The sequence below is a fragment of the Streptococcus infantis genome (assembly GCF_047465525.1).
Lineage (GTDB): Bacteria > Bacillota > Bacilli > Lactobacillales > Streptococcaceae > Streptococcus > Streptococcus infantis_R.
This window is the reverse complement of the sequence record NZ_JASGZS010000022.1, coordinates 1-18743: the sequence shown is the minus strand read 5'-3', so window position 1 is coordinate 18743 and position 18743 is coordinate 1. Positions and strand designations below refer to the sequence as shown.

12 protein-coding genes are annotated in these 18743 nt (G+C 40.9%); 7 read left to right on the top strand and 5 right to left on the bottom strand.

What is annotated here, in order from left to right; genetic code table 11:
- Window positions 1-39: 39 nt before the first annotated feature.
- Complete coding sequence (gene folK, locus QM374_RS08210) at window positions 40-852, top strand: 2-amino-4-hydroxy-6-hydroxymethyldihydropteridine diphosphokinase (RefSeq protein ID WP_414311437.1); 813 nt, start codon at window positions 40-42, stop codon at window positions 850-852.
- 42 nt (window positions 853-894) lie between these two features.
- Here the strand turns inward: folK and QM374_RS08205 are convergent, their stop codons facing one another.
- A complete protein-coding gene (locus QM374_RS08205) occupies window positions 895-1212 on the bottom strand; it encodes a DUF960 domain-containing protein (RefSeq protein ID WP_153224893.1) in 318 nt (105 codons plus the stop codon).
- A 205-nt stretch (window positions 1213-1417) separates the two neighbouring features.
- On the opposite strand from QM374_RS08205, the gene ccpA reads away from it, so the two are divergent.
- Window positions 1418-2425, top strand: coding sequence for a catabolite control protein A (gene ccpA / locus QM374_RS08200; protein ID WP_248034848.1), 1008 nt, complete (start codon window positions 1418-1420; stop codon window positions 2423-2425).
- A gap of 304 nt (window positions 2426-2729) precedes the next feature.
- On the opposite strand, the gene QM374_RS08195 is transcribed toward ccpA, so the two are convergent.
- Window positions 2730-3692 carry an asparaginase gene (locus QM374_RS08195; protein WP_414311436.1) on the bottom strand — a complete coding sequence of 321 codons (963 nt, stop codon included), beginning with the start codon at window positions 3690-3692 and terminating at the stop codon, window positions 2730-2732.
- Window positions 3693-3757: 65 nt separating this feature from the next.
- Between QM374_RS08195 and QM374_RS08190 the strand changes: the two genes are divergently transcribed.
- Window positions 3758-5149, top strand: coding sequence for a Cof-type HAD-IIB family hydrolase (locus QM374_RS08190; protein ID WP_414311435.1), 1392 nt, complete (start codon window positions 3758-3760; stop codon window positions 5147-5149).
- 115 nt (window positions 5150-5264) lie between these two features.
- Here the strand turns inward: QM374_RS08190 and QM374_RS08185 are convergent, their stop codons facing one another.
- Complete coding sequence (locus tag QM374_RS08185) at window positions 5265-5717, bottom strand: universal stress protein (protein WP_045762643.1); 453 nt, start codon at window positions 5715-5717, stop codon at window positions 5265-5267.
- Between the two features lie 144 nt (window positions 5718-5861).
- Here QM374_RS08185 and QM374_RS08180 point away from each other — a divergent pair, with 144 nt between their 5' ends.
- Together QM374_RS08180 and QM374_RS08175 are read left to right on the top strand one after the other, a co-directional pair.
- Window positions 5862-6701, top strand: coding sequence for a metallophosphoesterase family protein (locus QM374_RS08180; RefSeq protein WP_414311434.1), 840 nt, complete (start codon window positions 5862-5864; stop codon window positions 6699-6701).
- Window positions 6702-6769: 68 nt separating this feature from the next.
- Window positions 6770-7207, top strand: coding sequence for an Rrf2 family transcriptional regulator (locus QM374_RS08175; RefSeq protein WP_281335747.1), 438 nt, complete (start codon window positions 6770-6772; stop codon window positions 7205-7207).
- 379 nt (window positions 7208-7586) lie between these two features.
- Here QM374_RS08175 and QM374_RS08170 read toward each other — a convergent pair whose 3' ends face one another.
- Window positions 7587-11474 carry a pullulanase gene (locus tag QM374_RS08170; RefSeq protein WP_414311433.1) on the bottom strand — a complete coding sequence of 1296 codons (3888 nt, stop codon included), beginning with the start codon at window positions 11472-11474 and terminating at the stop codon, window positions 7587-7589.
- A 796-nt stretch (window positions 11475-12270) separates the two neighbouring features.
- Here QM374_RS08170 and QM374_RS08165 point away from each other — a divergent pair.
- Window positions 12271-12393 carry a hypothetical protein gene (locus tag QM374_RS08165; RefSeq protein WP_049549051.1) on the top strand — a complete coding sequence of 41 codons (123 nt, stop codon included), beginning with the start codon at window positions 12271-12273 and terminating at the stop codon, window positions 12391-12393.
- A gap of 122 nt (window positions 12394-12515) precedes the next feature.
- Here QM374_RS08165 and QM374_RS08160 read toward each other — a convergent pair whose 3' ends face one another.
- Entirely contained in the window at window positions 12516-13985 is a 1470-nt protein-coding gene (locus QM374_RS08160) for a M protein trans-acting positive regulator PRD domain-containing protein (protein ID WP_371560945.1), read from the bottom strand.
- A 293-nt stretch (window positions 13986-14278) separates the two neighbouring features.
- On the opposite strand from QM374_RS08160, the gene QM374_RS08155 reads away from it, so the two are divergent.
- A partial coding sequence (locus tag QM374_RS08155) for an Ig-like domain-containing protein (RefSeq protein ID WP_414311432.1) occupies window positions 14279-18743 on the top strand: 4465 nt, incomplete at its 3' end.

Below are 18743 nucleotides of genomic sequence, written 5' to 3'. Positions count from 1 at the left end.
GAATCCGCTTTAAGCAGATTTTTCTAGAAAGGACTAGTTATGGATCAACTGCGAATTAAAGACCTAGAAATTTTCGCCTTTCATGGCCTCTTTCCTAGTGAGAAGGAACTGGGGCAGAAGTTTGTCGTTTCAGCCACCCTATCCTATGATATGACCAAGGCTGCGACAGACTTGGATTTAACTGCTTCTGTCCATTACGGAGAACTTTGCCAGCAATGGATGACATGGTTTCAGGAAACGAGTGAGGATTTGATTGAAACAGTAGCCTACAAACTAGTAGAGCGTACTTTTGAAACCTACCCTCTCGTTCAAGAGATTGAGCTGGAACTAAAAAAACCTTGGGCGCCTGTCCATTTACCACTAGATACCTGTTCAGTAACCATCCACCGTCGCAAACAGCGTGCCTTTATCGCTTTAGGAAGCAATATGGGGGATAAGACGGCTAATCTCCAGCAAGCGATTGACAAAATGCGAGCTCGTGGCATCCATGTTCTCAAGGAGTCTAGCGTAATTACGACTGAGCCTTGGGGTGGAGTGGAGCAGGATAGCTTTGCTAATCAAGTCATTGAAGTGGAAACCTGGTTGCCTGCCCCAGTCTTGTTAGAAACATTGTTAGAGATTGAATCAGAGATGGGACGGGTCAGAGAGGTTCATTGGGGACCTCGCTTAATTGACCTGGATTTGCTTTTTGTAGAGAACCAGGTCATCTATACAGACGACCTCATCTTGCCTCATCCTTATATAGCTGAGCGTCTCTTTGTCCTAGAATCACTCCAAGAAATAGCCCCCCATTTTATCCACCCAACACTGAAACAACCGATTCGGCACTTGTACCAAGGATTGAAAAAATAAGAAAACTCTAGTTTCCTAAGTAGATAGAGGAGACTAGAGTTTTTAAAATAGGTCATTTTCTTCTGGTAGGAGAATGGTTTCCTTCCCATCCATATCCATGACCAGAACTTTAGGTGGATAGAGTGGGTCAAAGGGATGATTGAAGTCGAAGTCAATCGTAGTTGGTAGATGTTGACTAGAAAAACGAAAAGTGATGGAGCCTTCATGATTCAAAAGTCGAAATTCCAATTCATCTTCTAGCTCAAAAACATGCTTTAAAAAATGATCGATTATAAACCAGATTGAATCGATAACATCGTCGGGTAAATTGGTCACCACACCGAAACTGGCACATCGTCTATGAGAATCTGTAAAAGCCATCCCTATCTCCTAATTGATTTTTTTATTATCATACTGCAAACTGCTAGAAAAATCAAGAAAAGTCAACTACCTTTAAAAATATGAGAATGATTTTGAAATTTTTTCAACGAATCTTCATCAAACGCTTGAAAATGCTTACAATTAGTGGTAAAATGAGAACAGTGGAATCATGAAAACAAAATTTTCAAAGTAGAAAGGAAACGGAATGAACACAGATGATACAGTAACAATTTATGACGTTGCCCGAGAAGCGGGAGTGTCAATGGCGACTGTCAGCCGTGTTGTCAATGGCAATAAAAATGTTAAAGAAAATACTCGAAAGAAAGTCTTAGAGGTTATTGAACGTCTAGATTATCGTCCTAATGCAGTAGCACGTGGTCTAGCAAGCAAGAAAACGACAACAGTTGGAGTCGTCATTCCAGATATCACAAATACTTATTTCTCTGCCCTTGCTAAAGGGATTGACGATATCGCGGAGATGTACAAATACAACATCGTCCTTGCCAATAGTGATGAGGATGATGAAAAGGAAGTATCTGTGGTCAATACTCTCTTTTCTAAACAGGTGGATGGCGTTATCTTCATGGGTTATCATTTAACTGAGAAGATTCGCTCAGAGTTTTCACGCTCACGCACACCTGTCGTTCTTGCAGGAACAGTAGACGTAGAACACCAACTTCCAAGTGTCAATATTGACTATAAACATGCTACAGTTGATGCAGTCCGTCATCTTTTGAAGCGAAACAAAAAAATTGCCTTCGTTAGTGGACCATTAGTGGATGATATTAATGGCAAGATTCGCTTAGCTGGCTACAAAGATGCCTTAAAAGAAGCGGGAATCAACTACAGTGAAGGTCTTGTTTTCGAATCAAAATACCGTTATGACGATGGCTATGCCTTGGCAGAACGTTTGATTTCTTCTAAAGCAACAGCAGCGATTGTAACAGGAGATGAACTGGCAGCAGGTGTGTTGAACGGACTTGCTGACAAGGGAGTTTCTGTACCAGAAGACTTTGAAATTATCACCAGTGATGATTCGCAAATCGCGCGTTACACTCGTCCAAACCTAACCACCATTGCGCAACCTTTGTATGACCTCGGTGCTATTAGTATGCGTATGTTGACAAAGATTATGCATAAGGAAGAGTTAGAAGAGCGTGAAGTTCTTTTGCCACATGGTTTGGTAGAACGTCATTCAACTCGTAAAGATTAACAAGAAGAGGTCGGGATAAAAATCCCGACCTCGCTTTTTAGTAGCAGAAACTTTTTGGTCAATAGTTCAAGCATTAAGTTGGTGGTTGGAAGCTCTCGGAGTGAACTAGAAAACAAGACTTGATCTAGTAATTTCTATCTCACCGACTTTTTTATACTCAATGAAAATCAAAGAGCAAACTAAGAAACTAGCCGCAGGTTGCTCAAAGCACTGCTTTGAGGTTGTAGATGAAACTGACGAAGTCAGTAACCATACCTACGGCAAGGCGACGTTGACGAGGTTTGAATTTGATTTTCGAAGAGTATTATCCTTCCATATAGGCTCGTAATTCCTCTCCTGTGAGGCCAGCATTGATAGCGATGAGGAGTTTGAGACGAGCTTTTTGAGCATTGAGCTCTTTGACAAAGAAAACACCAGCATTTTGCAGGCAAACGCCACCTCCCTCATAGGCATAGACAGGTTCGGCAATCCCGTTAAAACAACGAGAGACTAAGGCGATTGGAAGTCCTTCTTGGATAAGGGCGTTCAATTTTTGTGCTGTTTCCTTGGGAACATTTCCAGCACCAAAGGCTTGAATAATAAGTCCATCTAGCTGGTCAACGGGAAGCAAATCGAGGAGTTCTTCTGTCATACCAGCATAGACAGGGATAATAGGGACCAAGCCCTGAATTCTATCAAGGTCAAAACGAACACGGGGTTCAGCTGTTTTGAAGTAGAGAATCTCGTGTTTCATGATGAGCCCAAGAGGGCCGTGGGTCGGCGTTTGAAAGGTGCTAACATTTGTCGTGTGCGTCTTGGTCACATACTTAGCAGCATGAATCTCGTCATTCATAACGACCAAGACACCCTTGTCAGCAGCCTTATCGTCACTCGCTACGCGTAGGGCACTGAGATAATTGTAGACACCATCGCTTCCAAGCTCGTTGGAACTACGCATGGCCCCTGTTAGCACGATCGGTTTGTGAGGAACCTCCATAGTATCAAGGAAATAGGCAGTTTCTTCCAAGGTATCTGTCCCATGTGTAATCACGAAACCGTCATAATGATTAGCCTCTTCTTTAATTTTTTGATAGAGGGCCAGCATATGCTTGGGTTTAATATGGGGACTTGGCAGATTAAAAAAGTCGAGAGCGTGGACTTCAACTCCCTCAAGTGGATTGGATACATGATTCATAGGGTTGTCTTGACTAGTCACAACAGCGCCAGAGTCATCGGCTTGCATGGAAATAGTACCACCCGTATGTAAAACAAGGATTTTCTTAGGCATGATTTACTCACTCTTTCTGAAATGTGGTATAATCATTGTATCACAAAAGGGGAGATTGAGGTAGGATGGAAGTCAAAGCTGTTTTTTTTGATATCGATGGAACACTGGTCAACGATCGCAAGAGTGTTTTGAAATCCACTAAGGATGCGATTAAGATTGTGAAGGAACAGGGAGTGCTTGTTGGAGTAGCGACAGGGCGAGGACCTTTTTTTGTTAAGGATTTAATGGAAGATTTAGATCTGGATTTTGCTGTAACCTATAACGGCCAATATATCTTTAATAAAGACAGAGTCTTGTTTACAAGTCCTCTTTCCAAATCTCATTTACGGCAGTTGATAGCTTATGCCAAAAAAGAGGGCAAGGAGATTGCTTTGGGGACCAAGGATGCCATGCTTGGTTCGAAAATCATGTCTTTTGGTCTTGGTTCTTTTTCACAAAGAGTGAGTCGTTTTGTCCCCTCTATGTTGACTCGTACAGTTAGTCATTCCTTTAATCGAATGGTGAGTAAGGTTGTTCCTCAGAAGGAAGAAGACTTGCTTCAGTTGATGAACCAGCCCATTTATCAAGTTTTGATGCTAATGACGCCAGAAGAATCTGAGAAAGCAGCAGCTGATTTTCAAGACTTGAAATTGACTCGCAGTAATCCTTTTGCGGCCGATGTCATCAACCAAGGAAATTCCAAACTAGAAGGAATTCGTCGTGTTGGAAAAGAGTATGGTTTTGATCTCAATCAAGTTATGGCCTTTGGTGACTCGGACAATGACCTAGAGATGCTGGCGGGTGTTGGGATGTCAGTCGCCATGGGCAACGGTAGTAGCAGTGTCAAGGAAGTGGCCAAGCATATTACAACCAGCAACCAGCAAGATGGGATTCACAAAGCTTTAGAGCATTTTGGTGTTTTGGCTTCAGAAAAAGTCTTTGTCAGCCGTGATTACCATTTTAATAAGGTCAAGACCTTCCACCACATGATGGATGAACGAACTCAAGAGGAGCCCCAAGCTTGGGACTTAGAAGGTGCCACCCATAGAGCGGGATTTAAGATAGAAGAATTGGTGGAGTTTGTTCGAGCTGCTAGCTCTTCTGAAGAAGATTTCGAACAGGCAGTAGGACAGTTACACCAAGCTCTTGATCAAGCAGCAGAGAAAGTAGTCAAGAAGACACCTGCTAATCAAGATTTGGTAGGGCAAGTGGATGCCTTGATTGATACTTTGTACTTCACCTATGGTAGTTTTGTTTTGATGGGAGTGGATCCAGAACGGATTTTTGACATTGTCCATCAAGCCAATATGGGTAAAATGTTCCCTGATGGAAAAGCTCATTTTGATCCAGTGACCCACAAAATCCTAAAACCAGATGATTGGGAAGAAAAATACGCTCCAGAACCAGCCATTAAAAAAGAGATTGAGCGCCAGATAAAGGCCTATGAACGCCACAAGGAAAGAGCCGATAAGAAATAGGTGGTAGGAAAGGAAGCCTGGAATGATGTTTTTATTTCCTAGCTCCAACTACGACATCAATAGTTTATAAAAAAATGAGGTTAGGAGAAAAATCCCAACCTCATTTCTGTTTTTATTACAAAGTTTTATCCTTATCTCTAACGACGAGAAGGTCAACGCTGGTATGGCGTAAGATATATTCTGATGAAGAACCAACTAGCAGGCGCTCAAAGGCATTGAGTCCTGTTGCTCCAACTAAAATCAAATCAACCTTTTCTTTATCTGGAATTGTTTTAGCTAAGAGAGTTTTAGGGTTACCCATCTCAATAACAACTTTAATGTCTGTGAGCCCAGCATCTTTTGCACGCTTTTCATATTCAGCCATCAAATCGTTGGCCTCGACTTGCAATTCTTCGTAAACTTCGGCATCAAATGTTGAGATGCTTTGAAGAGCACGTGTGTCAATGACATGGGCAATCGTTAGTTTTGCCTGGTTACGTAGGGCTGAATGAACCCCTTTGATGAAAGCCAAGTCAGCTTCCTTAGAACCGTCAACCGCTACCATGATGTTTTCATAACGTTGTGCCATAGCAAAAACCTCCTCATTCTTATTACCTTCATTGTATTCCTTTTCACTAAAAAAGTAAAGTAAAAAACGATAGGAATATAGATGCTTTTTGACTTTGACTTGGAGTTTGTTATAATAAAACTAGAAAAGCTAAGAGGAAGAGATATGACAAAAATCGCAGTATTATCGGATATACATGGCAATACGACAGCTTTGGAGGCTGTTCTGACAAATGCGCAGAAGGCGGAGGTTGATGAGTATTGGCTCTTGGGAGATATCCTCATGCCTGGAACAGGACGAAAAAATATTCTCCGGATATTGGACACTTTACCCATCACCCTTAGAGTTTTAGGGAATTGGGAGGAGAGCTTATGGCGCGCCTGCCATCGTCAGTTGGATGAAAGTAGACCCAGTCATCGTTATCTCCTGCGCCAGTGTCAGTATATTATGGAAGAACTCAGTGTTGAGGAGATTGAGGAACTGCAGGACTATCCCTTGCAAGTGCACCGCCAGTTTGGAGATTTGAAGCTAGGGATTAGCCATCACTTGCCTGATAAAAATTGGGGACGAGAACTGATTCATCTTGGAAAGCAAGAGGACTTTGACCGTCTTGTCACCAATCCAGATTGTGATATTGCCATTTACGGGCATATCCATCAACAGTTTCTTCGTTATGGTAGTGGTGGCCAACTTATCCTGAATCCAGGTTCCATTGGTCAACCCTTCTTTTTATCTGAACATTTACGCAAGGACTTGCGGGCCCAGTACATGATATTAGAATTTGATGAAAAAGGATTGAAAGATATCGATTTTCGTCGGGTTGATTATGATATTGATGCAGAATTACAACTAGCCAAAGAGTTACAATTACCCTACTACCAAGTTTATTATGAAAGCTTGGTTAATGGGATTCACCATACCCATAATCAGGAACTACTTCATGAAATTGCCCAAAGTCAAGGGCATGATGCAGAACTAGATGACTGGTTGAGTGGTAACTCTTGACATTACAACTACAAGAGATATAATAAATATAAAAAAACGAACTAGTCTAATAGAAAAAGGAGAACCTTATGCAAATTTCAAGTCGATTTACCATCGCGACTCATATGTTGATTATCATAGCCTTAAAAGGGAAAGAAAGTAAGGTGACTAGTGATTTTCTTGCTAGTAGCGTTGGAGTCAATCCTGTCATTATCCGTAAGACCTTATCTCAACTGAAAAAGGCGGAGTTGATCTCAGTTGCGCGTGGAACTGGTGGAGCAGAGATCATCAAAGACCTAGAGGATATCAGTCTTTTAGATGTTTACCAAGCAGTTGAGTGTCTAGGAAAGACAGGTCAACTCTTTAGTTTTCATGACAATCCCAATCCAGCCTGTCCAGTTGGTGCAAATATCCATGGGATTTTAGATGAGAAATTACAAAAGATTCAGCTAGCCATGGAGCAGGAGTTGGGGCAAACCAGTCTTGCCCAAGTAGTAGCGGATGCAGAAGCAAGGATAGAGAAATAAGAGCTTCTAGGAAGAGGCAGAACGTAGACCTACTCTATCAGTAATAAAAAATTGCCCTTATAGAGGTTGGATACTATGTAGTAAAAACTCTTAGAAATGCTGACATAATGCTATTTTTAAGAGTTTTTTTATTTTCTCTAGTAAAAGAAAGAGATTGAAACAAATTGATCAAAATGAACCTTTTTTTAAATCTGAAGAGGCGAGACACAAACATAATTTTAGTAGAATATTGAGTATAAATCTTTCTACAATAAAACGCATATTATCAAGTTTTTTAAACATCTGATAATATGCGTTTTTCTGAGTTTAAAGACTTTTATCCCAGCTTGCTTTTTACATGTCTTTCTATCAAGTTGCTGGATTTATAGAGTCCTTGCTTTTATTGTTCCTTTCTTGACTTGAGGAAGCTACCAAGTCCAAGGAGGGCTAGGAGGCTAATTCCTGCAAACAGGAGTTTGTGATCGTTTTTGGTTCCTGTATTTGGAAGTTCAGCTTGTTTAGCTAGGGGAGCAGGTATAGTTTCCTTGTTAGAGTTGTCTACCGATTCGTTTTGAACCGCTTCTTTTACAGATGATGCTTGTGCTTCTTGTGATGGTTTTTCAGCTTGTGAATCAGTTGTAGCTTGGCTAGGTTTATGATCCGCATCCGCTACTTTTGCATCTGGTTTTGCAGAATCAGGTTTAGTTTGTGGAGCTGGATCTTGATGTTCCGGTTTGACGACTCTGTTTGGAGTATTGTCTTGGATATTATCTTGACCGTGCTCTTGTTTTAAGCTAGAAAGATCAAATTCTGGTTTTTCTTCCACAGCTGGGGCAACGATGGCACCGCCTTGAGCGATTCGAAGAACAGTGGCTGTAAGGGCATTTAATTTCAAGCCTTTTTCAGTCCATTCAAGTCCTTGAGGGTTGGCAATTCCGACTGGTCCTGCTTGGTTTTCATCTGCTAAAACTTCAGCATTTCTTAGATGTGCAAAGGCAGTTCCCAAATTAAATTCGCGAGCTTTTTCGTCCGCATTGACAAAGACTGCGTAGATATCTCCGTTTGGAGCAGTGATTTGGTAGCCAATCACTACATCTTCTTTGTCCACACCATTTTGGCCTGGGATAGTGATGAGGTGGACACGGTCCTTGATATCTTGAAGACTCTTAAGTCGGAAGGCGTCTGTAGATTGGCGAAGTGCAATTAAACCTTTCATGTAGTCACGGCTCTTGACATTTTCAGGATAAGCTTTTCCATCAGTTGCCTTGGTCCAATCAAACTTGTTGACAGCATCACTAGAGTCATAAGAATCATGGATGAAGTAAGGATAGTCAAATGGGTTACCGTCCTTATCACGCAACAAGTGAGATTTATTTGGTACCTTATCTTCTGAAACTGGAGTCTTGTAGGCTGGGTCACGGAATTGTTTGGTACGTCCGTATTCCTGACCAGAGTGAATAAATGGAGTTCCTTGAGCTGTCAAGACCATGAGATTTCCGAGGCGCAAACGACGATGGATTTCCGCATAGTTTTCAGCCTTGCTTGGGTCTTTTTTGATTGATTGGGCAATGATGTCAAAGAGGGTCAAGTTATCATGGGCTGCGATGTATTGAATCACATCTCCAGGGCTATCTGCTTCAAAGTTGGTTGGTTGAGCAATTAGATTTTTAAAGATGGTATTGATATCGCGTTTTCCACCTGTGATAAAGGCAGGTTGACCTTCATTTGGATAACCAGACTTGAGGTTGTTACGGATGTCATCTGAAAATACAGCGACAGTATCGGTATGTTTCATCCAATCTTGGTCAGCAGCTTTAGTAGGCATATTTTCATCACCAGAATAGGTTCTCCAACCTTCACCAAGCATGATGAGATTTGGATTGAGGGCGCGTGCAGCCTTGTAAGCTTCTTCGACAGAAGCTGCATCATGATCTCCCATCATATCGAAACGGAAACCATCTACTTTATAGGTTTCAACTAGATACTTGATAGAGTCTACCATGACGCGTTTAGACATGTAGTGGGTTGTTCCTAGACGACCACCACCAAAGCTAGTACGAGGTGTCCCATCTGCATCCATGAAGTGGTAGTAGTTTGGCTCAATGTCTTCAAAGATATCAACATTGGCAGTATGGTTGTAAACTACGTCTAAGATAGCACCCATGCCACGTTTATGGATTTCGTTGACAAGGTTCTTAAATTCTGCGATACGTTTTTCTGGGTCCTTAGGATTGCTTGAGTACATACCAGTCAAGGAGAAGTAGTTTTGAGGATCATAACCCCAGTTGTAGTTGCTATCGCTTGAAGCATAGGCGGACAAGCGTTCATGGTTTTTCAATTCATTGACATAGTAGTATGACAAGACTGGAAGGAGCTGGATGTGGGTTACACCCAAGTCTTTGAGGTAGTCTAGTTTTTCGATAAAGGCTTCAAAAGTACCAAATGGTTTGGTCAAATCTTTTGCGATAGCAGGATCTGAGGTAAAGTCACGAATGTGAGCCTCGTAGATAACAGCATCTTCACGAGATTTGAAGTTATGAATCTTACCATAAGTCAGGTCTTGAGGTCCAAGTTTTGCTGGATCCACAAAAGCAGCTTTAGCAACTTTATGGGCAGGATCTGTTTTTGCTAGATCACTGTTCCAAGCAGCGAGAGATTTAGCGTAAGGATCGAGTGCGAGAACAGTCTTGCCTTGGCGCTCAATTTGATATTGGTAGTAGTAGCCAGTATAGTTGCTGATGCCAAGACCAGAGTTTTCATTCAGAGTTTGTTTCCAGGTTCCTTTTTCTCCTTTTTCAAGGGCGACGGTTCCGACCACTTTTTCAGGATCTTTCTTATCGTAGACGACAACTGAAACCTTATCGGCACTTGGAGACCAAAGAGTCAGATCAACACGTTTACCATCTTCTTTAAGATTTGCACCGAGTGGACCATCGTAACTGTAAGTCTCATCTTTGAGACGCCAGCTTGAACGAGTTGTAAAACGGTCTGAATCGTAGGCAACTGTATAAGGGTTTTTAGTGTCCGAAAAATCACCGATGTAGGTTACCTTCTTACCTGCTTCATCGATTGTAACATCGGAGATAGCCACTTTATTCCCTTGGTGGTCAGTGATGTTGGAATGTTTAAGGATGTCTTCTTTTTTAGCACCAACCAAGGTAGAAAAACTACTTTCAATACGGGACTTAGCCACATGTTGGGCACCAGTCATACGGATGTCATGCACATAGTAAGGGTTGGTGTAGATTGTTTCGTCATCATCCTTAAGGAAGATTTGACTGTGGTTTTTCAGGTCAGTAAATTTATAATCTTCTTTTCTGATTTTCACATCATCGCCTTTCTTGCTCTCATCTAATAGTAAAAATCCAAATTCTCTGGCGGCTTCATTGAGCGGAATATCGATGTAGCGTCCGTGTTTTCCACTTGCAGTAAAGTCTGTACCGTCAGGCCATTCTCCACTACTTGGAGTCTTCACATCTCCCCAGTACCAGAGAGATTTCTTGTCATAGTTGCCATCGGTGCGGAAATAGTTGACGCGGATTGTTCCAGCTGGCTGCGGTTGGTAGTTATGAACCTTGAAGTCCTCATCAAGCCAAGCTTCATTCATCTTTGGAGAGAGGCGCTCTACCGAACGGTCTCCAGTAAGGTTGTCACCTTTGGAGTTGTTGATGAGGAAGCTGACTTTCTTGGCTTGTTCATTTTTTAGTTTGACATCTAGGTAGTAGCCGTAGTCGTCTTTCTTGGCATCCTTGAAGGACTGGGCGCCATTTGGCCAGTTCTCAGATGGTTTTTCAACATCATCCCAAGTCCAAAGACCTTGCGAATCTTGGTTTTCTTGGGGAAGTTTTTTGACGTGGATACGGAAGTAGTTGTCTTGGATTGGATTTTCAGCTACAGTGTCTGCTGGCGCAGCTTTCTCAGCAGCTAGACTTGATACTTCAGTTTTCTCGTCTTTATTGTTTGGAAGGCTTGCACTAGTCTCAGTTGTAGCTGTTTCAGAAACTGCTACTGGTTCAGATGTTTTAGACTCTAGGGAAGCGTTTGCATCTTTGTGGTCCAAAATAGGCGTTTTTTCCTCAGCTTGGCTGGTTTCTGTAGTAACTGGGCCTGCACTAATAGCGCTTACATTTTCTTGTGTGCCAAGACTAGTTTCAGCTGCAGATACAGAAGGTGCTGTTAAGGCAAGGAGGATAAAGCTTGCTCCAATAAGGACAGAGCCAGTTCCGTTTTTCAGAGAACGGATGCTGTAAATCATTTTTTTATCTGGTTGAGATGACGTGTTTTTCATAGACACTCTCCTATTGTTTATTTTTATCCTAGTATATCATGGAGTAAGAGTTTATGCAATCGTTTTCTTTTGTTTTGTAGATGAGAAATCAGACTAGGTGAAAAATCATCCTCCATTAAAATCAAACCCCCTTTTTGTTGATAGTCTACTGAAGAAATATTGTAGCCTGAGTAAAAACATTGACATTGACCAGCTCATCAGTAGATCTTACTATATTCTAGCAAAGCAAGGAAAAAGTTTTTAGGTAGACTAATATATATATGTTTACATAGATAGATGAAATAAAATCTCAACAAATTTACTAGAGAAGTTAAGTCAATTTCTAGCAATTTTTTAGAATTCACAATGCAGAGTATATTGAATCTAGAACAGTACACCACGACTGCTAAAAATATTTCTAGAAATAAGTTTGACTTTCCTAATCGAATTGTTCATATCTTATTTGAATCTACTATAGTGTTTTCTATTCAATCTGCTACACAACAAAATTGTAATAGATTGAATCTAGAACAGTACACTACGACTGCTAAAAATATTTCTAGAAATAAGTTTGACTTTCCTAATCTATTTGTTCATCCCTTATTTGAATCTACTATAGTGTTTTCTATTCAATCTGCTACACAATAAAATTATAGTAGATTGAATCTAGAATAGTACGCTATGACTGCTGAAAATATTTCTAGAAATAAGTTTGACTTTCCTAATCTATTTGTTCATCCCTTATTTCAATCCACTATGTTGTAAATGAGCAGAAATTTATCAATAAGTGCGAATCCATTGTTGAAAGTAATACTCAATGAAAATCAAAGAGCAAACTAGGAAACTAGCCGCAGGTTGCTCAAAACACTGTTTTGAGGTTGTGGATAAAACTGACAAAGTCAGCTCAAAGCACTGTTTTGAGGTTGCAGATGGACGTTGACGCGGTTTGAAGAGATTTTCGAAGAGTATAAAAACGCATAATATCAAGTTTTTAATATGCCTGACATTATGCGTTTATATCTATTTTAGCCTGCTTGCTTGGTCATAAAACAGAGGCTATTTTTAAAGTTTACCAATGGAAAGAGTATTGAGTTCATTGACGACTTGTAGATTAGCCATGCGACCGACGTTCATGAGCTTCGGATGAACCAATCCTTCAATATCAAAGTTTGTAATGATGGCATCGTAACCCGCTTCCATGATTTCATCAACATTGAGTGTCTCTTTATCCCATGTTTCAAAGTGAATGTTTTTAGAGGTGTAAAATTGATAAAGTGAAATCAAGGCCTGAGGATGGGCAAAGTCAAACTCACTCAAAACAAGAACACGAACCTTAGTTTGGCGCTTTAGGAGTTGTTCCATTAGATCAGTTGCGTGGGTTAAAAGAGTATAGACTAGATGAACAACAGCGTGAAGTTGCTCCTTTTGTCCCAAGCTAGACTTATAGCGCATCATTTCAAAACTAGCAGCTTCGTAAAAATCTGGGAAGAACTTTTTAATCTTATTCAGTGCATAAGATTTATTATGAGAAATGATAGATTCTGAGTTGATTTCTTGACGTTCTAGAAGTGCTGTGTTATGCAAGTGCCAAATCAATTGATCGATATTTGAAAAGTGGACATCAAACTGTCGGGTAAGATTGTCTAGGACATCTCGAGCTGAGTGATAGGAATGATCGACTTTCTCATTGTCTTTCCGTGCCTCTAGGAAATCCTCAACCGTGAAGAAAATTCCCTCTTGAGTATAGGAGCTGAAAATTTGGTTAATAGTTGGAAAGTCGAGCGTGATTCCAAGACGATCACCAAGAGATTGCAATTCCTGTTGGTAGTTCGAAAGTTGACTAAAAATAGGATGAAGAGAGTCAGACTCGATTTCCTCTTTAGGTCTTGGTGCAATCTTTGCTCGTTGGAGATTGACTGCAATTTGTGTCTTCAACTGAAACATGTTTTGGTAGGTGATGGGATAGCCTGTTAGATTGACAAAAAAAGTCATAAATTCATCCACAGCTTCAGAAGAGAAAGGAAATGGCCATTTGAAGTAACCATAGGCTTCATGGAAATACTGGGCAAAAAAGAAGCGAATGTCTCTTTCGTCTCCAATAATCGAAATGGGCGTCACCTTTAGCTTGAATTTATACTTTGATTGCAGGATATTATTGATCTCAGCAACCTTCTTACGAAGTGAGGGAAGAGAAATGTCAAGTGTTTCAACTAGGTGCTCGAAAGTAAATGGTTCTTCTAATAGGAAGAAAGCTTTGAGCACCTGAAAATTAACAGATTCTTGCAAAACATGCCTATAAATTCGCTCAATACCAAAGTTATGTTCGTTAGTCAGTCTGATACCAGCGGTTGATGACAAAATATCAAAGCAAGAAAGTTGCTCCCGCATTTCTTTGATATCACTTTTGATGATGCGTCCATTCAAATCTAGAATATCGGCTAAAATGTCGATATGAATCCATTCTTGGTTCTCAAACAAGTATTCTATAATTTTTAATTGTCTCTGTTCTTTGTGAGATAATAGTTCTCTCATGGGAAATACTCCTTGGAAATATAAAGTCTTATAAACAAAAAAGATAAAAATAATTATCAGGGCTTTTCTCTATTATAGCATGTTTTAGGAAAAAAGTTTTTGAAATCGTTTATAAATTATCAATTCTTATAATAATTTTACTAAAAAATTCGCAAATTTAGAAATGATTTGTATCAAGCGTTTTTTTTTTTTCTAAAACGATCAAAATATTTGACTATATTGCTTCCATATTTTATAATAACAACGTATGTAAAACACATGCGACTCTAATACAAAATAAATAGGAGATAACAATGTATTTTAATCGTAAAAATGCAGAGCAGAAGAACTGGCGTATGATTAAAAAGGGAAAACATTTCCTTTTTGGTTGTTCGCTTGTTTTTGCGGTCGGAGCTAGCTTAGCTATTCAAACGGTCCATGCAGACACAGCATCGGAATCTACAGTTGAGAGTGGCTCAAAAGCTAAAGAGGCTAAGCCTGGATATGGTGGAGAAATGGGGACTTATGAAGCTCCTGCTGCTGTGGCAGAGACTCAGCCAGCAACAGTTGGAAAAGCAGTGGTAGCGGAAAACACTACTGCTAAAACAGCTAACAAAGAAGCTTTGACCCAGTTGGTCGAAGAAGTAAAAGGCTTGGACAAAGCAGGAAAGACAGAAGACTCTCTTTCTCGCTTGAACACAGCACTTGAACAAGCACAAAATGTTTTGGCAAATGCAGAAGCTAGCCAAGACCAAGTGGATGCAGCAGTCGCTAGTCTCAAAGAGGCAGTAGCTCAACTTGCTGCTAAAGAAGAAAAAGCAACAGCAGTAGCCACTGAAGCTAAAGCTGAAGCGACAGAGGATAAAGCTGAAACAGCAGTAGCGGAAACTGAAGTAGCTCGTCCAAGAGGCAAACGTGATCTAAGTTCACGTGCAGCAAACCGTTCAGTTGACGGATCAGTCGCTGAAGGTGAATTTGCTGGTGCGGGTGTCAAGCAGTTTCAGTCAGTTCGCTACAGTGTGGATGGAGACAGAACAACTTGGACAATTAGTGTTGTACCGCAGCATAAGAATCACCAAGCTGCTGGCTTGGTGGTCGCATCAGATGATACAATTCAAAGTATTACTGTCGTAGACCGTGGTCCTAATGCTGGACGTCTGAATGAGGATTATTACGTTGAGAAAGATTTTGGAAAGCTCCCTGCTATGAGCAATCACAAAGCTTTGGCGTCTCATTATAAATACATTGGTGGAGGAGTTCCTGATTCGCTTACCTATAGTGTAGTGACTAAAGGGACCCGTCACAATCTGTTTGCTCGTTTTGCAACAGCTATTGTAAAAAACTCACTAGAAAATGGTGGGATGAATGGTTCATCAGCTGTTAAAAATCGTACTTCAGACTTCCCAGAAGTCGGTATCAATCTTTCATCAAGACTTGCACCACAACCAGGAGTCAACAACACCTACACCCAAACAAATGACACGATTACAGTGCCTACTATAGCTTCTACAGATACAGTCTTGACAGGTACAGGAACACCAGGTGCCCGCATCAATATTAAGAGTGAGGGTAAAACTGTTAATGATAGTACCGTAGTTGGACAGAACGGACAGTGGTCATTCCCAATTACTATTGGTTTGAATAGTAACGTTACTGGTGGGGCACAGCTGGTTCCTGGGAGTCAAATCAGCGTTAGCCAAACAGTTGGTGGAGTAGAAAGTGCTGCTACACCTGTAAACGTCTCTCTAGGTCACTCAGAGATCGTTCCATCATCTAAATCAAAACAACAAAATAATCTTGTTGAAAATGATAGAAACGTTACCTTGAAAGTACCGCATGATGCAGGAGCAGCTTATTTCCAATTTACGGACGCAGATGGCAATGCTCGAGAAGTTGTGCTTAAACGTGATGCTGTTCCAGGCAACTGGCAAGTAACAAACAGTGCACTTGCAAGTGTTGCTTCAAGTGAACAAGGTAAGTTCTACTCAACAATCAACTTGACCTTGAACAAAGATATGAAAGCTGGAACAACAGCTAAAGTTATCTCTAACATGCAAGAAGGTAGCTACTCAAGTCTTCAAGGTTGGCAATCACGTAACGTTGAAGAAGCTCCAAAAGAAGAGACTCCAGCGCCACAACCACAACCAGAACCATCAAAACCAAACACTCCAGCAGTAGATAGCGCAACTACAGCCCCAGCATCAGCCCCAGAAATTGTCAATAACTTGGCAGGTAAAGCAAGTACACCAGCTGATGTAACAGTTAAAGCACCAGCAGGTTCAACTGTTAAACTTTACAACAAAGATGGCGTTGTGATTGGTGAAGCTGTAGCTAATGACCAAGGTGTAGCAACTGTTCACCCTACGAACAGCCTTCCTGAAGGTGAGATTACAGCGACTACAACACCAGCAGGTGGAACAGAGTCAGCTAAGAGTGCACCGATTACGGTTACAAAAACACCATTGACTGAAGGAAAAGTAAGTCAACAATCTAATGGTTCTCTGGTTCTTATAGTGTCTAAGAACCTTGTAACAGTTTATCCTGGAGATAAGATTGATATTGACGTTTGGGCAGATGGGACACCTTCTCTTGAGAAATTCGATGCTTATCAAAATCCAACTGGGGTCGCAGGAGTGTTCCCACAGGGTCACTTCTTCGCAACTGCAGGTTCAAATACCTGGAGAAACAAAAAAAATAAATACATTGGTACAGTTGCTGAGACACAAAAGGCAGGCACTGTAGATGTTGGATTCGTTGCTCGTAATAAAAAGGGTAACCAATTTACAGATGTTATTAGAGTTGTTGTTCTTGAGACTGCTAAGAAGTATGAACCAGTAGCAGGTACAAAAGTAGATGTTGCAGATCCTAACAACGTTTCTGAAGATGAAAAGACCAAGATCATCGACTCAGTTAAAACTGCTAACCCAAGTCTTCCAGCAAATGCGACATACAGTGTAGATGACAAAGGGAACCTTACCATCACTTATCCTGATAAGTCAACAGATAAGGTTGCAGCAGCTTATCTAGTTAATGCAGTAGATAAAACAGCTCCAGATAAACCAGTAGTGAACACAGACCTTACAGGTAAAGCGGGCACTAAGACTCCAGTTGAAGTGACTGCAGAAAAAGGTTCAACTGTTGCCCTTTACGATAAAGACAACAACAAGATCGGTGAAGCAACTGCAGGAGAAAATGGTAAAGCAACGATTACTCCAAAAGTTGATATTCCAGCAGGTCCTGTAACAGCCAAAGCAACTGATGCAGCAGGTAATACATCAGTAGCAAGTGATCCTAAAGTAGCGACAGTAAGTGATACAGTTCGTCCAGTATTGAACATTCCTTATGATGATGCTGATAATCAAGCAATCTACGTTTATTCAGGTGAAACAAACAATATTGAACTTAAGGTGACTGATAATTCAGGTAAGATTGTCAAAGCTTACTTGGCTATGCCAGCTGATAACCGTCAAGGCCTAGGAACTGAAGATACTTCCTATCTTGGTGGTGGTTCAAGAGCAGCCTTGTATTTGAAAGCTGATCGCATCAAGACAGAAACGGAGGCAACTGAAACCAACCCAGCTGTTATCCATGTGACAGGTGAAGTCCCAGCAAATACTTACACTGAACAAAATGGTCAGTTTACTCGTTACCTATTTGCAGAAGATGCAGCTGGTAACACAGCTTATGAACATGTTGGAGCACCAATGGAAAAAGGTGCGCTTGGACGTATCCGCTTCATGTGGAAACCACAAACATTCAAATACACCGCAACAGCGCCAACAACTCCACTTGTAGGAGATAATGCGCCAACAGCTGCTGAACTAGAACAAGCAGTTAAAAGTGCTAACCCTACATTTAGCGATAAGATTAAGACAGTCGCTGTGAATGGTGATAAAGTTATTGTCACTTATAACGATGGAAGTACAGATGAACTTCCAAAAGATTCAGTCTTTAAAATTCGTCCAGCAGCCCCAGTAGTAACTCCAACTATTCCAGCAACTGCAAATAATATGCCTGGAGCAGGAGTAAGTTCAACTGATAAGACCATTTCAGGTACAGGAACACCAGGTGCAACTGTTACCATCAAGTCAGGTGATAACACACTTGTTGAAAATGTACCTGTTGGAGCAGACGGAACTTGGACAGCGACTCTTCCAAAAGGATTGAACAGTAACATTACTACTCAACCACAGTTGACTCCAAAAGATAAAGTTACCGTTACTCAAACGCTTAATGGTGTTCCAAGTGCGGAAACAGAAGTACCAGTCGGTCTAGGTGAAACGACTATCCAACCAGATGAAAAATCATCTGACAAACAAAGCTTGATCGAAGTTACTAAGACAATCACTGTTAAAGTACCACACGATGCAGGTATGGCTTATCTAGGTTATACGAATAAAGATACCAATAAAGCTGGCGAAGTTGCTCTTAAACGTGATTCAATCGATGGACCATGGTATGCGAAAGATGAATCAAAAGCTGTTGTGAAATCATACGCGACAGACGGATTCACAGATACTATCGTCCTTGAGATGAAAGAACCAGTCAAAGAAGGTAAAGCCAAAGCTATCGCGAACATCGTTGAAGGCAAGTACTCAAGCCCAGTTGGTTGGAAAGAAATCAATGTTGAAGCCAAACAACCAACCGATGCAGATAAGAACACTCCAACAGCGAAAGAGCAAACTGTAAACAAAGGTGAAACTCCAGACGCTAAGAAATCAATTGGTAATGTAGATGATCTTCCTAAAGGAACAACAGTAGAGTTCAAGACACCAGTAG

What these genes read in the sequence shown, in the direction of transcription:
- folK (WP_414311437.1), top strand. Translation starts at nt 40, where the DNA reads ATGGATCAACTGCGAATTAAAGACCTAGAAATTTTCGCCTTTCATGGC.
- QM374_RS08205 (WP_153224893.1), bottom strand. Translation starts at nt 1,212, where the DNA reads ATGGCTTTTACAGATTCTCATAGACGATGTGCCAGTTTCGGTGTGGTG.
- ccpA (WP_248034848.1), top strand. Translation starts at nt 1,418, where the DNA reads ATGAACACAGATGATACAGTAACAATTTATGACGTTGCCCGAGAAGCG.
- QM374_RS08195 (WP_414311436.1), bottom strand. Translation starts at nt 3,692, where the DNA reads ATGCCTAAGAAAATCCTTGTTTTACATACGGGTGGTACTATTTCCATG.
- QM374_RS08190 (WP_414311435.1), top strand. Translation starts at nt 3,758, where the DNA reads ATGGAAGTCAAAGCTGTTTTTTTTGATATCGATGGAACACTGGTCAAC.
- QM374_RS08185 (WP_045762643.1), bottom strand. Translation starts at nt 5,717, where the DNA reads ATGGCACAACGTTATGAAAACATCATGGTAGCGGTTGACGGTTCTAAG.
- QM374_RS08180 (WP_414311434.1), top strand. Translation starts at nt 5,862, where the DNA reads ATGACAAAAATCGCAGTATTATCGGATATACATGGCAATACGACAGCT.
- QM374_RS08175 (WP_281335747.1), top strand. Translation starts at nt 6,770, where the DNA reads ATGCAAATTTCAAGTCGATTTACCATCGCGACTCATATGTTGATTATC.
- QM374_RS08170 (WP_414311433.1), bottom strand. Translation starts at nt 11,474, where the DNA reads ATGAAAAACACGTCATCTCAACCAGATAAAAAAATGATTTACAGCATC.
- QM374_RS08165 (WP_049549051.1), top strand. Translation starts at nt 12,271, where the DNA reads ATGAAAATCAAAGAGCAAACTAGGAAACTAGCCGCAGGTTGCTCAAAA.
- QM374_RS08160 (WP_371560945.1), bottom strand. Translation starts at nt 13,985, where the DNA reads ATGAGAGAACTATTATCTCACAAAGAACAGAGACAATTAAAAATTATA.